Origin of the sequence: Colwellia echini, assembly GCF_002843355.2 — a bacterium.
In the GTDB taxonomy this organism is placed as follows: domain Bacteria; phylum Pseudomonadota; class Gammaproteobacteria; order Enterobacterales; family Alteromonadaceae; genus Colwellia; species Colwellia echini.
On the sequence record NZ_PJAI02000016.1, the window covers coordinates 24568 to 40247 of the forward strand.

13 protein-coding genes are annotated in these 15680 nt (G+C 36.2%); 3 read left to right on the plus strand and 10 right to left on the minus strand.

Annotated elements, in window-relative coordinates; genetic code table 11:
* Genes sdhA through sdhC form a run of 3 tightly spaced genes read right to left on the minus strand, consistent with a single transcriptional unit; the run spans position 1 to position 2483 of the window.
* Positions 1-1767 carry a succinate dehydrogenase flavoprotein subunit gene (gene sdhA, locus CWS31_RS13100; protein ID WP_101342741.1) on the minus strand — a complete coding sequence of 589 codons (1767 nt, stop codon included), beginning with the start codon at positions 1765-1767 and terminating at the stop codon, positions 1-3.
* Positions 1768-2115 carry a succinate dehydrogenase, hydrophobic membrane anchor protein gene (gene sdhD, locus CWS31_RS13105; RefSeq protein ID WP_101342740.1) on the minus strand — a complete coding sequence of 116 codons (348 nt, stop codon included), beginning with the start codon at positions 2113-2115 and terminating at the stop codon, positions 1768-1770.
* Positions 2109-2483 carry a succinate dehydrogenase, cytochrome b556 subunit gene (gene sdhC / locus CWS31_RS13110; RefSeq protein ID WP_101342739.1) on the minus strand — a complete coding sequence of 125 codons (375 nt, stop codon included), beginning with the start codon at positions 2481-2483 and terminating at the stop codon, positions 2109-2111. The genes sdhD and sdhC overlap by 7 nt, the downstream gene beginning before the upstream one ends.
* Positions 2484-3131: 648 nt before the next feature.
* On the opposite strand from sdhC, the gene CWS31_RS13115 reads away from it, so the two are divergent.
* Together CWS31_RS13115 and tcdA are read left to right on the plus strand one after the other, a co-directional pair.
* A complete protein-coding gene (locus tag CWS31_RS13115) occupies positions 3132-4418 on the plus strand; it encodes a citrate synthase (protein ID WP_101342738.1) in 1287 nt (428 codons plus the stop codon).
* A 477-nt stretch (positions 4419-4895) separates the two neighbouring features.
* Positions 4896-5726: a tRNA cyclic N6-threonylcarbamoyladenosine(37) synthase TcdA gene (gene tcdA, locus CWS31_RS13120; protein WP_101342737.1), complete on the plus strand. Its 831-nt coding sequence runs from the start codon at positions 4896-4898 to the stop codon at positions 5724-5726.
* A 49-nt stretch (positions 5727-5775) separates the two neighbouring features.
* Here tcdA and CWS31_RS13125 read toward each other — a convergent pair whose 3' ends face one another.
* Positions 5776-7491 (minus strand): SufS family cysteine desulfurase, encoded by a 1716-nt coding sequence (locus tag CWS31_RS13125; protein WP_101342736.1) that lies wholly within the window; start codon positions 7489-7491, stop codon positions 5776-5778.
* Between the two features lie 196 nt (positions 7492-7687).
* Between CWS31_RS13125 and CWS31_RS13130 the strand changes: the two genes are divergently transcribed.
* The gene (locus tag CWS31_RS13130) at positions 7688-8050 is read left to right on the plus strand and encodes a hypothetical protein (protein WP_101342735.1); all 363 of its coding nucleotides are present in this window, start codon (positions 7688-7690) and stop codon (positions 8048-8050) included.
* Between the two features lie 205 nt (positions 8051-8255).
* Here the strand turns inward: CWS31_RS13130 and CWS31_RS13135 are convergent, their stop codons facing one another.
* The 6 genes from CWS31_RS13135 to rbfA all read right to left on the minus strand — a co-directional run bounded on the left by CWS31_RS13135 (position 8256) and on the right by rbfA (position 15571).
* Positions 8256-9830 (minus strand): hypothetical protein, encoded by a 1575-nt coding sequence (locus CWS31_RS13135; protein WP_148747766.1) that lies wholly within the window; start codon positions 9828-9830, stop codon positions 8256-8258.
* A 77-nt stretch (positions 9831-9907) separates the two neighbouring features.
* On the minus strand, positions 9908-10870 hold the full coding sequence (nlpI, locus tag CWS31_RS13140) for a lipoprotein NlpI (RefSeq protein WP_101342763.1): 963 nt from the start codon (positions 10868-10870) through the stop codon (positions 9908-9910).
* 125 nt (positions 10871-10995) lie between these two features.
* The gene (gene pnp / locus CWS31_RS13145) at positions 10996-13110 is read right to left on the minus strand and encodes a polyribonucleotide nucleotidyltransferase (protein WP_101342733.1); all 2115 of its coding nucleotides are present in this window, start codon (positions 13108-13110) and stop codon (positions 10996-10998) included.
* 408 nt (positions 13111-13518) lie between these two features.
* Positions 13519-13788 carry a 30S ribosomal protein S15 gene (gene rpsO, locus CWS31_RS13150; RefSeq protein WP_101342732.1) on the minus strand — a complete coding sequence of 90 codons (270 nt, stop codon included), beginning with the start codon at positions 13786-13788 and terminating at the stop codon, positions 13519-13521.
* A gap of 388 nt (positions 13789-14176) precedes the next feature.
* Positions 14177-15124, minus strand: a complete 948-nt coding sequence (gene truB / locus CWS31_RS13155) for a tRNA pseudouridine(55) synthase TruB (RefSeq protein WP_101342731.1) — start codon at positions 15122-15124, stop codon at positions 14177-14179.
* Positions 15125-15127: 3 nt separating this feature from the next.
* Positions 15128-15571: a 30S ribosome-binding factor RbfA gene (gene rbfA / locus CWS31_RS13160; RefSeq protein ID WP_101342730.1), complete on the minus strand. Its 444-nt coding sequence runs from the start codon at positions 15569-15571 to the stop codon at positions 15128-15130.
* Positions 15572-15680: the final 109 nt, after the last annotated feature.

The following is a 15680-nucleotide window of genomic DNA, read 5'->3' on the forward strand; positions in this document are numbered from 1 at the left end:
TTAGTATACACGAGCTTTCGGTGGGAAAGCTTCACGGTGAACGGGTTTCATATTTACATCACGTTTCGACATATCTTGAGACTCCGGTGTGTAAATAGAATGACATAACCAATTTTCATCATCACGTTCTGTGAAATCTTGACGAGCATGTGCACCACGAGATTCTGTACGGAAGTTTGCTGCTTTTGCTGAACAGAAAGCCGTTTCCATTAAGTTATCTAACTCTAAACATTCTATACGTTGAGTGTTAAAATCTGGAGACTTATCATCTAAATAGGCATTCTTTAAGCGTTCACGAATTTCTTCTAGCTCTTGCATACCTTCAGCCATAGCTTTACCTTCACGGAATACCGAGAAGTTAAGTTGCATACATTTTTGTAAATCTTTACGAATTTGAACTGGGTCTTCACCACCTGTTGAATTTTCCCAACGCTTAGTACGCGCAAGTGCAGCTTCAATTTCAGATTCTGTTGCTTCTTTACCAAATTCTGTATTATTTAAGTAAGTACCTAAGAAGTTACCTGCAGCACGACCAAATACCACTAAATCAAGTAATGAGTTACCACCAAGGCGGTTAGCACCATGTACAGATACACAAGCAATCTCGCCAACGGCAAATAAACCTTCAACAATAGTTTCAGTACCATCTGCTGCAATATTAATAGCTTGACCATTAACGTTACAAGGTACACCACCCATTTGATAGTGACAGGTAGGAATTACTGGAATAGGTTCTTCAGCAGGGTCAACGTGTGCGAATGTTTTAGATAAATCACAAACACCTGGTAAACGTTTTTCTAACGTTTCACGACCTAAATGATCAAGTTTAAGCTTAATGTGTGGACCCCAAGGACCATCACAACCACGACCTTCACGAATTTCTGTCATCATTGAACGTGCAACAACATCACGACCAGCTAAATCTTTAGCATTAGGCGCGTAACGCTCCATGAAACGTTCGCCGTCTTTATTAAGAAGGTAACCACCTTCACCACGACAACCTTCAGTAACTAATACACCCGCACCAGCGATACCGGTTGGGTGGAATTGCCACATTTCCATGTCTTGCATTTGAATGCCAGCACGAAGCGACATACCAACACCATCACCTGTATTGATGTGAGCGTTAGTAGTAGAAGCAAATATACGACCTGCACCACCTGTAGCTAATACAGTGGCACGGGCTTTAAAGTAAACAATTTCACCAGTTTCAATGCAGATAGCTGTTGTACCAACAATAGCACCGTCTGAATTTTTAACTAGGTCTAATGCATACCATTCAGAAAAAACGTTAGTTTTGTTTTTAACGTTCTGTTGGTATAAACAATGTAGTAACGCGTGACCTGTTCGGTCAGCTGCAGCTGCTGTACGTGCGGCTTGTTCACCACCAAAGTTTTTAGATTGACCACCGAAAGGACGTTGATAAATTTTGCCCTCTTCAGTACGAGAAAAAGGTAAACCCATTTTCTCTAATTCGATTACAGATTCTGGACCTGTTTTACACATGTACTCGATAGCATCTTGGTCACCGATATAATCAGAGCCCTTAACCGTATCATACATATGTTGTTCCCAGTGATCTTCATGCGCATTACCTAAAGCTACGGTAATACCACCTTGTGCAGATACTGTATGAGAACGTGTTGGAAATACTTTAGAAATCAAGGCACATGATTTGCCTGATTCAGAAATTGCTAATGCAGCACGCATACCTGCGCCGCCTGCGCCAATTACAATGGCGTCAAATTCACGAATTGGAACGCTCACTTATACACCCCACACAGTTAAAAAGCCAAACACTAAGTAGGCTAATAAGATAACAGAAAAGATAACTTGTAATGAACCGCGTAAAAATGCTGGTTTTACATAATCAGATAATACTTGCCATACACCTATTTTAGCGTGCACAAGTAACGCTAATAATGCGATTACTGTAGATACCTTTATAACATTACATGCAAAGAAGCCTTGCCAAACATCATAAGTAACTGTAGGTGTAACTACGAAGAAACTTGCAATCAACAAAGTATATAGCACAAGAATAATAGCGCTAGCTCTTAACAGAATGAAATCATGCACGCCATTTCGGCCTGCTGATGTGACGATGTTTACCATAACCATACTCCTATAACTGCTGATATTGCTAACCAAAGTACCATGATTAATTTTGCTGTTATATTACCTGAAGCTAATTCTTCAAAATGACCTAAGTCCATAAGCAGGTGACGAACACCTGCTAGTAAATGGAACGTTAAGGCAGAAAGACAGCCAAAAATAATAAATTTAAAGAATAAACCATTTAGGCATTCTTGAATTTGAGCAAATCCTTCAGCAGAAGAAAGAGAGGTTGAAAGGGTAAACAATAAAATACCAATGGCAAAAACCATTATTACACCTGATACACGGTGTAAAATAGAAGCATTAGCTGCAGGATGCATTTTTATTGTAGTTAAATCTAGGTTTACAGGACGTTGTTTTTTCACAATTATGGCCTAAAGAGCTCGAAAGCCTTCAACTATTATTATTGTTACTCATGAACTAGCCTTATTTACTCGTCTTTAAATTTTATTGAAATTTTAAAAACAATATAATGAAAAGATATAATAAATAAAACAGTTCCCGAAAGTGAACGGTAACCTTTCATAAGTTTTATTATGTGTACCAGCTCGTACACCAGTCTAACCAACTTTATAAGCCTATTCTAGTTAGATTTTGTAATAAGATTAAAACTATAAACTAAAATGTAAAAATATAGTTAAATCTGTAAACTGTTATAAAAGATTACAGGACGAATGGATTATATAGTCGTTACTCTATAAATACAATTTCTCGTAGATTTAAGATGTCGTCATTTTGTTTGTTTTTTGAACTACTTTTAAGGTGGTAACAAACTTTAGTATAATTGCTCTTACATTTTAAATTGTTTTTGAGTTAGAATGATTACAGTTTTAAAACCTAAGCAAACAAGAAAAATCACAATACTGATAATTAGCCACTAAAAATAGTTCACTATAAATATAGTTAGCTATACTAGTTCAGCTGATAATTCACTCAGTTTAATTTGGGAATTAAACAATAGAGTGAATATCAGTACGTTCATATAAATTATACTTGATAGGGAAAAAAATATTATGGCTGAATCAAAAGCCTCTTTAAGTGTCGATGGCAAAGTAATTGGAGAATTTCCAATTCTAAAAGGTACTGCCGGTACTGACGTAATTGATATTAGAACTTTAGGTAGCCATGGCTATTTCACCTATGACCCTGGATTCTTAGCAACAGCTTCATGTGAGTCGGCTATTACATTCATTGATGGCGGCAAAGGTATTTTACAGCACCGTGGTTATGCTATTGATAGCTTAGCTAAAGAAGCTGATTACCTTGAAGTTTGTTATATCTTATTGAATGGTGAAGCACCAACTGAAGAACAATACACAGAATTCAAGTCAGTGATCACGAACCACACTATGGTTCATGAGAAATTAGTACATTTCTTCCATGGTTTCTTACCTGATGCACACCCTATGGCTATGTTATGTGGTGTTGTAGGTGCAATGTCATCGTTTTACCACAGTGACCTAGATATTACAGACCCAGAGCAACGTAAACGTAGCGCACACCGCTTAATTGCTAAAATGCCTACTATCGCTGCAATGGCTTATAAATATAGTGTTGGTCAACCATTTGTTTACCCACGTAATGACCTTTCATACGCAGAAAACTTCTTACATATGATGTTCTCTGTACCTGCAGAAGAATACAATGTAAGCCCTACTGTTGCTAACGCAATGGACAGAATCTTTACATTACATGCAGACCACGAACAAAATGCTTCTACTTCTACAGTACGTTTAGCTGGTTCTTCAGGCGCTAACCCTTACGCATGTATTGCGGCTGGTGTTGCTTCTTTATGGGGCCCTGCTCACGGCGGCGCGAATGAAGCTTGTTTAACTATGCTAGAAGAGATTGGTGATATTTCTCGTGTAGATGAATTTGTACTTAAAGCAAAAGATAAAAATGACCCATTCCGTCTAATGGGCTTTGGTCATCGTGTTTATAAAAACTTTGACCCACGCGCTACAGTAATGCGTGAAACATGTCATGAAGTACTTGCTGAATTAGGTATTAACGATCCATTATTAGACGTTGCTATGGCGCTTGAAAAGGTTGCTTTAGAAGACTCTTACTTTGTTGAACGTAAGTTATACCCTAACGTAGATTTCTATTCAGGTATCATTCTTAAAGCAATTGGTATTCCATCAAGCATGTTCACAGTTATCTTCGCGATGTCTAGAACTGTTGGTTGGATTTCACATTGGGATGAGATGTTAACTCAACCAGGACAAAAAATTGGTCGTCCTCGTCAAAAATACACTGGCGAAATTAACCGTGAATTCGTTCCACTGAACAAAAAATAGCAATAATATGTTATTTTGATGTACGAAATAATGTACGTTAATAGATAATAAAGGCAGCTTAGGCTGCCTTTTTTGTTGTTTGTTTTTCATCAAATATGGGGATTAATTACATTAAAAAGCTATTTTATAGCTATAGTAATAAGCTTATAAAATGATAATAACTCCGCTTTTTTCTAATAACATTGTCGATTTACTTCACCTTTTTATAGCTTAGAATAGACTGTTTTTCACACTAAATAGTCATTTTCACACGCTAATTTTCATACACCAACCTGATACTTGTTATTCACAAAAGAAATGTTTTTTGGACCTTTATTGTCAAAATTTATACCTGTTTTTATTAAATAACCTGAGTTTACGAGCCGCCTTAGTTCTTTACGGGTATATTTTGACAAACGATGATTATTTCTTTTGCTAGAACTAGTCGTTATAATAGCCGCCTTTTTCTTCCTCTTTATAAGTCACCTAAAATTAATTATGTCTGATTATTCTTTACGTTTCGGTGGTATTAGCCGTTTATATGGTGCGCACGGCGCAAATGTACTACAGCAATCTAATTTTTGTGTTATTGGTATCGGTGGTGTTGGTTCATGGGTTGCAGAAGCACTTGCACGTAATGGAATAGGTAATATTACTCTGATTGATTTAGATGATATCTGTACTACTAATATTAACCGTCAAATCCATGCATTAACGGAAACGGTAGGTATGAGTAAAGTTGAAGTGATGTCAGGTCGAATTAAGCAAATAAACCCTGATTGCCAAGTTACGGTTATAGAAGATTTTGTTACCGTAGATAATTTAGCCGAACTACTTAATCCAACAGCTAATCAAGTATTTGATTATGTTATTGATGCCATTGACTCTGTTGATATAAAAACTCGTATTATTGCATTTTGCAAACGTAATAAACTACCCATAATCACTATTGGTGGAGCGGGAGGTCAGGTTGATCCAAGTCAAATTGCAATTACTGATTTAAGTAAAACCTATCAAGATCCCCTACTCGCTAAGGTAAAAAACCAATTACGCCGTGAATTTAACTTTCCACGAGCAGATATAGCTAAAGCTAATAAACGTAAATTTTCTGTTGATGCAGTATTTTCTACTGAGCAACTTCGTTACCCCGCAGATGATAATGAGGGGGAAGTGTGTTTAGCTAAACCCGATGCTAATAACTCAGAAGGAAGCTCTACTCGATTAGATTGTCACAGTGGGTTTGGCGCAACAACGCATGTAACCGCAACATTTGCTTTTTTTGCTGTTGCTAGAGCTATTGATAAGCTATTAAAAAAGTATCAAAAATAATTAATAACATTAATACTTACTATCACCATTATAAATGTATTTAGTGTAATTATTGCGCTAAACACTTCACTTTTTCGACAATAGCCAATAAACCATTACCTCTTGATGGGCTTAAATGTTGCATTAAACCTAATTTATCAAAGTAGTGATTAATATTTATTGCTTGTATTTCGCACGCCGTTTTATCATTAAAAGCGGCTAATACAATAACAAGCAAACCACGAATTATTTTTGCATCACTGTCTGCTGTAAAAGTATATCTCCCCGTATCGGAAACATTAACCGCTAACCAAGCGAGACTCTCACACCCAGTAATAAGTGTAGTTTCGTCACGTAAATCTTTATCTAAACGCGGTAGTACCTTACCCAATAGCATAATTTCGCGATGACGTCCGTCCCAGCCTTTAATTTTTGAAAACAATGTAATTATATTATCCATCGCAGATGTATCTGTTGACGGTTCATCGGCTAATAAAACGATGTTATTTTCAATGTTATTATCCATGGTGTGATTATCATTGATGAGTGATTGGAGACAATCAATAAAATAATCGACTTCAGCCCTTGTATTATAAGCCGCTAAAGATACTCGTAAACAACCCCTAAGACTTAAAGTCTCCATTAACGGCATTGCGCAATGATGACCTGAGCGTATAGCAATACCATGGGCGTCTAGGGCTATAGCTAAGTCTTGGTTATGATGTCCAACAACAGTAAACGCAAAAACGGGAATATCTGGAGCCCCTTCAACAATAAAAGTAACTTGTGGTATTTTTGATAATGCTTGATAACAATAGTCAATTAGTGATTTTTCGTACAAGGCATAGTTATTATCTACACTAGTCAATAACGGACTTAAAAATTTAATACTCTCCGCAAAAGTAACTACTCCGGCAATATTAGGTGTGCCCGCTTCGAGTTTAAAAGGCAATGTGTTATACGTGACACCGTTTATGAAACTAACTGTTTTGATCATTTCACCGCCACCTTGATAAGGTGACATACTTTCCAACAGTGCTTGCTTTCCATACAGTACGCCAACCCCCGTCGGCCCATACATTTTATGCGCTGAAAACACGTAAAAATCACAATCAAGTGCTTGAACATCAATGTTCACATGCGCAACTGCTTGAGCACCATCAATCACGCTAATTGCGCCAACTGACTTTGCTTTTTCAATAATCAAAGAGATCGGATTTATTTTACCTATGACGTTTGATATATGAGCACAAGCAACAAACTTAGTTTTTTCAGTAATAACCTTATCTAGCTGATTAACATCGAGGTAACCCAGAGCATTTATCGGTAATACTTTAATTATCGCACCGGTCTGCTCAGCAACTATTTGCCAAGGAACAATATTAGCGTGATGTTCACTAACACAAAGTACTATTTCATCGCCTTGCTTAAGGGTGTTTCTCGCTAAACTGTGCGTAATGATATTAATACTTTCAGTTGCCCCTTTACTCCATATTATTTGATTAATATGTTGGGCATTGATAAATTTTTGAGTTAACGCTCTTGCATTTTCAAATGCGATTGTCGCTTTAGTACTGAGTTGATGAGATGCTCTATGTACATTAGCATTAAGCTCTTGATAATAACCTTGTTGGCTATCGATAACTTGTTTAGGCTTTTGTGTAGTTGCTGCATTATCAAAATATATTAAACCAGTGTTTGAATCACTTTTTTCAAAGTTAGATTTGTCATTGTCTACGAGTAATGGAAATTGTTGACGAAAAAGCTGAGGATCAAAAAATGTCATAATAAAGTTAAACAACTAAAAATTTTATAAAATAATTAAAATGATTATAACTTATTTTTTCTTAGTAATTTAACTACTTAATAAAATGTAAACACTTTCACCTTTTGTGAGTAAACTAGTTAGGCCATAACCTAGGGGATAAAGAGTAAAATGTAGGCTATAACTAATAAGTGCCCCTTAACAAAAGGTATTGAATATGCGTTTGTTGTCCTATTTATACCAATTAAAAATAAGTTTTATCAATTTACTTTATTCAAAAACATCGTTAGCTGCTCATTACTTAAAGGTTGATCATTTAAAGGTGGAGCATTTAAAAACTGATCATGTAAAGGCCGAGCCTGAGCAAGAGTTGCAAATTGAGTTACCACACAATTTAAAACTTAAGTGTGAAATCGCCGCTCAAAAACGAGAATTCATCAACAACTTTAGTCATTGGCCAATCACCAAGGCGAAAAAAAACATTGACCCAAAAGACATAACCACGCCTACCTTAGGACAAGATGATAAGTTACCTCTGAATAATCCAACTAAACATACGCTAACTAAAAATGTTGTATAAAAACAGTAAGTATAAATCAGCTTTTACTTAAAAATAATACGTTTTATATGCCCCAAATAGGTATTAAAATATTACCCTTTAATCGTTACGCTTTTAATAAAGCCACAATAAGTAATAAACTTAGTACCATTAAAAAAACTTAAATAAAGCTATGCTGACTTTCACAACAGCGATTTTATTGGTCTACTTTAATTAGGCTAAATGACTAAAAAGCACCGTTTAATATAATTTTCTTTTTTAATGGATCAGTTTCCCATTGCGATGATTTTTCAAGCCAATATTTTGCCTCGCTGATCTGACCTTTTTGGTATAAAGCCAACGCGATATTATAATGAAAGCTAGGCATTAAATATTGTTTATCATTCGTTGCCAATAGCGTTAAATATTGTTGTGGAAAGTCTTCATTAAAGTACCTTAACTGAGTCGTTATACTGACAGGTTTATATGCTGAAAAAGCGCTATCCGTGTTGATTCTGGCAATTTCAGATTGCCTCGAATTTTGGCAAGTTTCTGCTAGATAAATACCAAACTTATCTTGATGGCTTAATGGTGTACCTAATCGCCATCTATTAACATCATTTTCATCACCCGAGATTCTTTGTAAAATGGGTGTATCTTCATCAATATGACTAGCCCAAGGGATATTCTTTAACACCTGCTCTCTTACTTTTTGTCGACTCCCCTGATAAAAACTATTTAATACCGCGATATTATGGGCGAAATTATTGTTTTGTACACTTTCACATATCTGATGATTTGCAGTTAACGGATACTCATCAATAAAGCCAAGTAAATGACTTAATTCATGATTAAACACATCAACATTATCTTTAGCATCTAAATACACAATTCCTAAATGTACATTAGCGCCGCCGCTTTCAAGTAATAAACCAATATGTTTAGCTTCTACCTGCTTAGCAATATTCTGCCAAAGAGCTTCATCACAGGATATCGCTCGCTCTGGCTTCGCGGCGCAATCAAGCAATTGTTTGCTGATATACGAAGGTGGATTAATACATATATAGGCAGAAAGGGGTTGATTTTTTTTAAAATCTTTAATCAAATTTTCAAGGTGATGTAAGTGTTTAAGATTAGTTGCAAAAAGCTGTAAACTTGACTCACAACTAGCAGGCTGTAACAAAAGTGAATTTAAGTGTTCATTAGATTTACGTTTTTTTTTCGTAACGTCTACATTAACGATCCCATATTTTTCAATATCAATTAATAACTCCTTTAATTTGATATTATTGGTCTTACTTGGAAATTCATGAGTTAATAACCTTTTGACTTGTGTTGTGTCACCTACATAAATAGCCATTTTAAGACGCAACAATAGTGCCTTTTCTACAATATGAGTATTGAGTTTATTTAAGTTTGAGTGATTAGCTAAAAGGTTAAGAGTTATTTCTGCTTTATCTACTTTACCTTGTTCAAAATATAACTGGCTCAGGGCTATAACTGCAGAAGTTGAACCTAAGCGGATCGCTTGTTTAAACCACATAATTGCGAGATCGGCATCAAGCATATCAGTTTCATTTACTCTTTTAATATACCAATTGGCAAGTGTAAGTGCGGCTTTTTTCTGAGTTTTAGCTAATTTTCTATTAAAAAAAAGCCAATCTTCCCCGCCTACTTCTGCTGAACGCTCAGCAAGTGTTAACGCCGCTAAATTATTGCTTTTTAATGCATAAGCAAACTGCTTAGCACTAAATTCATGGGCGATAATTTTTTTCGTTAAATACGCCGATAAAAAAAATGAGCTCGATGATAAAAACATCATCGAGCTCATCATTATGAATAAAATAGTAAAGTGTTTAATATGCAAAGTTACAATTAGCTCATCTGTCGAGTTGTAAATTACTGCTCTTGTTCTACTTCAAGTTCAGGCTCAGGTTCAAGTGCTTCAGCTTGTTCTGTTCTCATTAAGTCTAATTCAAGTTTTGAATACCTATGTTCGACAAATTCATAAACATTGGTGCTTAAAGCAAGCTTGAAGTAATTAGCCGCACTTGCATTATTACCGAGTGTTTGATTATATTTTCCTAAATAAAAGTAAGCTTCGCATAACCGCTCGGTTAGTTCTTTATTCGAATGGACATTCATGGTTAAGCTTTTTAAAAATTCAACTTGCGATATATTGCCGAGATAAAGATTAATGACTTGTTTCGCCCATACTCTATCATCTACTAATTCAGCTCTTTGCTTTAATGAAGATTGTGCCATGGTCGCATCAATATTAAACTCTGTTAAGTATAGCCATAATACACGATAAGGATCATCTTGCTGTTTTTCATGGAAGGCTTGAAAATCTATTGCCGCAAGCTCAGGACGAGAGCCATAATATAAAGCGATACCGCGATTTAAGTATGCATATTCATGCTCTGGTGATAATTCTAATGCCGAATCAAAATTTTCGTAAGCCTGTGAAAACTCCTGTAATTGGGTAAAATGAATACCTAAAAAATTATAGGCGTCAATTAACGTTGGATTTAATTTTAGCGCATGTGAAAAATCAAAGCGGGCTAAAGCACGTAATCCTACGCTATCGTATAAAACCCCTCGGTCGTAAAATAATTGCGCTTTTTGTTCATCGCTAATTTGCGCTAAATTTAGTACTTCTGTTAAACGAGCAATAGCAATTTCACTTTTGAAATTCACCGCTAATGGCTCTGCTATAACCAAGTTATCAATTAAAATAGTACTTGTATCATTTGTGTCGTTTGAACTGTGTAAGGAAGAGCTAATCGCAGTACAGCCTTGTGCGATTAAAAGGCTAGATAGCAAGCAGCTAAGCAGAGATATTTTGATAAAAGAATGCACAAACGCGCCTTGTAAATAAATAGCGAACAATAAAAGTACCTTTATTATAAACAAAAAAGGAGCCAGTAGGCTCCTTTTTAACACATGAATTGTAAAAGTTTTTTTACATTATCACTGGTAGGCAATTACTCAGCGGCTGCTTCTTCTGTAGCTGGCTTTTCCATTGCTTCTTTAATACTCAAACGTACACGGCCTTGACGGTCAACCTCTAATACTTTAACTTTAACTTCTTGGCCTTCAGTTAGTACTTCACTTACGTTATTAACGCGCTCATCAGAGATTTGTGAAATATGTACTAAACCATCTTTACCTGGAAGTACATTTACAAACGCACCAAAGTCAACAATACGTACAACAGTACCTGTGTATAGCGTACCTACTTCAATTTCTGCGGTTAATGCTTTAATACGATTAATAGCATCTTCAGCTTGCTCACCAGAAGTAGCAGCAATTTTAACTGTACCGTCATCTTCGATTTCAATTGTAGTACCCGTTTCTTCAGTAAGTTGGCGGATAGTTGCACCACCTTTACCAATGATGTCACGGATTTTATCTTGGCTAACTTTCATTGTATGAATACGCGGCGCAAATTCAGAAATTTCAGTTCTGTGACCACCGATAGCTTCATCCATAACAGATAAAATGTGAGTACGCGCTGCTTTTGCTTGGTTTAAAGCAATTTGCATGATTTCTTGGGTGATACCTTCAATTTTGATGTCCATTTGAAGTGCAGTAATACCACCAGTAGTACCAGCTACTTTAAAGTCCATGTCACCTAAGTGATCTTCATCACCTAAGATATCTGAAAGAACAACGAATTTTTCGCCTTCTTTAACAAGACCCATCGCGATACCAGCTACAGATGCTTTAATTGGAACACCAGCATCCATTAGTGCTAATGAAGTACCACAAACTGATGCCATTGAAGATGAACCATTTGATTCTGTGATTTCAGAAACAACACGTACCGCGTACGGGAATTCTTCAATAGTAGGCATAACAGCTAACATACCGCGTTTAGCTAGACGACCATGGCCGATTTCACGACGCTTAGGGCTGCCTACAAAACCAGTTTCACCAACACAGTATGGAGGGAAGTTGTAATGAAGCATGAATGGGTCAGTTTTATCACCCATTAATGTGTCAAGACGTTGTGCATCACGTTGTGTACCTAAAGTAGCAGTAACTAATGCTTGTGTTTCACCACGTGTAAATACTGCTGAACCATGAGTTCTTGGTAATACACCTGTCATCACGTCTAAACCACGAATTGATTCAGGATCACGACCATCGATACGAGGGTGGCCGTCTGTAATACGACCACGTACAACTGTTTTTTCTAAATCGTGGAATAAATCTTTTGCTTCTTGCACATTAAGTTCAGCATCTTGTGCGAGTAACGCTTCAACAACTGCATTACGGATTTCAGCAACTTTTTCATAACGTACAGCTTTTTCAGTAATTTGGTAAGCTTCATTTACTTGTGCTTCACTTAACTCAGCAATTTTAGCCGCTAATGCAGAGTTTTTAACTGGTGCAGTCCATTCCCACTCAGGCGTGTTAACTTCAGTTTTAAACTCTTTAATAGCTGAAATGATGGTTTGCATTTGTTCATGACCATAAACAACAGCACCAAGCATAACTTCTTCAGATAAAACGTCAGCTTCAGATTCAACCATTAATACTGCTGAATCAGTACCTGAAACAACTAAGTCTAATTGACTTGTTGGTAATTCAGATTGAAGTGGGTTAAGAATATATTGACCATCAGTATAACCAACACGTGCTGCACCAACTGGGCCGCTAAATGGTAAACCAGAAACAGCAAGTGCTGCAGAAGTACCAATTAAAGAGATGATGTCTGGTGCAATTTCAGGGTTAACTGAAACAACTGTAATGATAACTTGAACTTCGTTAGTAAACCCTTCTGGGAATAATGGACGAATTGGACGGTCAATTAAACGTGCGATAAGCGTTTCTTCTTCTGAAGGACGACCTTCACGTTTAAAGAAACTACCTGGAATTTTACCAGCAGCGTATGCACGCTCTTGATAGTTAACTGTTAATGGGAAGAAGTCTTGACCTTCTTTCGCATCTTTTTTACCTACAACAGAAACAAGTACACAAGTGTCGTCCATGCTTGCCATTACAGCAGCTGATGCTTGACGTGCAATTGCACCTGTTTCTAGAGTAATGGTATGTTTACCAAGTTGAAATTTTTTAGTTATTGGATTTAACATTTAATTCTTTTCCTTTTTAAATAAGCTTACATCGCTTAAATAATTATTATTAATATTTCACCAATCTGTACAATTATTTATTCACTGTAGCTTGAGCAACAACTATGTTGAATGTCAGCCAAGTCGAACAAAAAATTATACAGTTTGGATTGGTTTATTTTGAAAATTTACTTTAAAAGTTTAACAGTAACTAATTATCATCAATTAAATGCTAACGAATTTAAGGTTAAAAATTTTCTCGGTTATTATACTAAGTAAAAGACTGAATGCTAGAGCGAAAAGGCAATTATTGAATGAAAGCAGGCTTTATTGGGTATAAATTTGTAATCATGTTTAAAATAAAAACAAAAAAGGAGCCAATTGGCTCCTTTTTTAGTTGTTTATATCAGTTTTTAGCAAAATCTGCTATTAACGACGTAAACCTAATTTAGCAATTAACGCACCGTAACGGTCAACATTCTTACCTTTAAGGTAATCAAGTAACTTACGACGTTGAGCAACCATACGTAATAAACCACGACGTGAATGGTGATCATGAATGTGTGCTTTAAAGTGACCTTGTAAGTGGTTGATTTGTGTAGTTAACAAAGCAACTTGAACTTCTGGAGAACCAGTATCACCTTCTGATTGAGCGTACTCTGCAACGATTGCAGCTTTTTCTGTAGCATTTAAAGACATAATGTATCCTTAGTGTGTTATAACTCTCAACTCTACATTAATTAACATATCAGTTAACTAGCTATTGAAATAAGAGCATTAAATAATCATCAAGCCAAACACTAATTCAGCCTTGATGACGAAGAGCGCGTATTCTATCAGCCAATGACTAAAAAGCAAGTAATTAGTCATTACTAATATCATTCTTATGCGTAACCATTTTATTTAGCCTAAATACTGACTAATAAACTTTATAAATACATAAAAATTAAGTAATAAATATAGTTTTCAGGTTATTTAATATCAAAGCCAAAGTAAAACTAACTTTGGCAGTGCCAATTAAACGATAAAGCATCAGAAAAAGATAAGTGCTTAACAAACAATTTATAGAGCTGTTTTAACAATAGTTCTATAAAACAACAATGCGTTTAGGGGCTACTAAACCATTATCATCAATGAATCCAACACCAATAAACTCTGCATCCGGATCATTTTCGTCATCACCAATATATACTTGTACACTGCCATCACTTGGTGCGTTATAAGCTTGTACTGGATTTCCATGACGTAAAAAGTTAGCCGACATATCATCAACATATACGCAATGCATACCATCGACTGCACTATTCATCGGCAGTAATAATGGATCAAGTACTTCTGAAGGGGTTACCTCATCAGCAATTGCTTTTTCAAGTAATGCTTCAAGCTCAGCTAAAGTAACCATTTTAGCAATAGGGTAATTACCCACTGCAGAACGTCTAAGGTGTGCCACATGTGCTCCACAACCGAGTAACTCACCTAAGTCATCAACAATGGTGCGAATGTAAGTCCCTTTCGATACATGAATACTTAACTCAACTTCATCACCTTCAAAACGTAATAATTCAAGATTAAACACTGTGATATCACGCGCTTCACGTGGAACTTCAATCCCCTCTCTTGCATATTTATACAAAGGTTGACCTTTATATTTAAGCGCTGAGTACATTGAAGGAACTTGTTGAGTAGTGCCGCGAAAGCTATCTAGTGCGGTAGCCAATTGCTGATCACTTACACTAACATCTTTTTCGCTAACCACTTCACCACCAGCATCACTGGTAGTAGTACGAACTCCAAGCTTTGCGGTTACTTGATAGGTTTTATCGGTATCAAGTAAATATTGAGAAAATTTAGTTCCCTCACCTAAACAGATTGGCAACATACCCGTTGCAAGAGGATCTAAAGCACCGGTATGTCCGGCTTTTTGTGCAAAATAAATTCGCTTAACCGTTTGCAATGCATGATTAGACGATAATCCATGCGGTTTATCTAAAAGTAAGACACCGTTAACTGCACGACCTTTTCTTTTTTTTGCCATGCCTTATTTATCCTGCTCGCTACCAGAACTTTCAATGCCTGAATCGTTATCTTCATCATTGTCTGAAATATTTTCAGCTTCGTCAGCATGCTTATCACTTGCAACTGCTTGTGCAACCAGGGCACTCATGCGAACACCTTCACTCATCGAGCTGTCATAAACAAAACGTAAATGCGGCATAATACGCGCACGTAAACGTTTACCCAATAACGAGCGAATATAACCTTCAGCTTCTGCTAATACATCTAGTGATGCTTTAATTTCTTCTGCATCGTCGTTAAAAAAAGTAACAAAAATTTTTGCGTAAGCTAAATCACGAGTTACTTCAACAGCAGAAACTGTTGTCATACTTAAACGTGGATCTTTAATTTCGCGCATTAAAATAGTCGCGATTTCTTTTTGGATTTGCTGACCTACACGGTCAGTACGGGCGTATTCTCTAGCCATCGTATACTCCTTTGAAGTTATTAACTTTTAAAAATAACTTTCAATAATAAATAAGTAATCAACACAAAAGGGGCATAAGCCCCTTTTAACATTTACTATTAACTTTCTG

Coding starts and splice junctions, on each gene's coding strand:
- sdhD (WP_101342740.1), bottom strand. CDS start 2,115: ATGGTAAACATCGTCACATCAGCAGGCCGAAATGGCGTGCATGATTTC.
- CWS31_RS13115 (WP_101342738.1), top strand. CDS start 3,132: ATGGCTGAATCAAAAGCCTCTTTAAGTGTCGATGGCAAAGTAATTGGA.
- tcdA (WP_101342737.1), top strand. CDS start 4,896: ATGTCTGATTATTCTTTACGTTTCGGTGGTATTAGCCGTTTATATGGT.
- CWS31_RS13125 (WP_101342736.1), bottom strand. CDS start 7,491: ATGACATTTTTTGATCCTCAGCTTTTTCGTCAACAATTTCCATTACTC.
- CWS31_RS13130 (WP_101342735.1), top strand. CDS start 7,688: ATGCGTTTGTTGTCCTATTTATACCAATTAAAAATAAGTTTTATCAAT.
- CWS31_RS13135 (WP_148747766.1), bottom strand. CDS start 9,830: ATGATGTTTTTATCATCGAGCTCATTTTTTTTATCGGCGTATTTAACG.
- pnp (WP_101342733.1), bottom strand. CDS start 13,110: ATGTTAAATCCAATAACTAAAAAATTTCAACTTGGTAAACATACCATT.
- rpsO (WP_101342732.1), bottom strand. CDS start 13,788: ATGTCTTTAAATGCTACAGAAAAAGCTGCAATCGTTGCAGAGTACGCT.
- truB (WP_101342731.1), bottom strand. CDS start 15,124: ATGGCAAAAAAAAGAAAAGGTCGTGCAGTTAACGGTGTCTTACTTTTA.
- rbfA (WP_101342730.1), bottom strand. CDS start 15,571: ATGGCTAGAGAATACGCCCGTACTGACCGTGTAGGTCAGCAAATCCAA.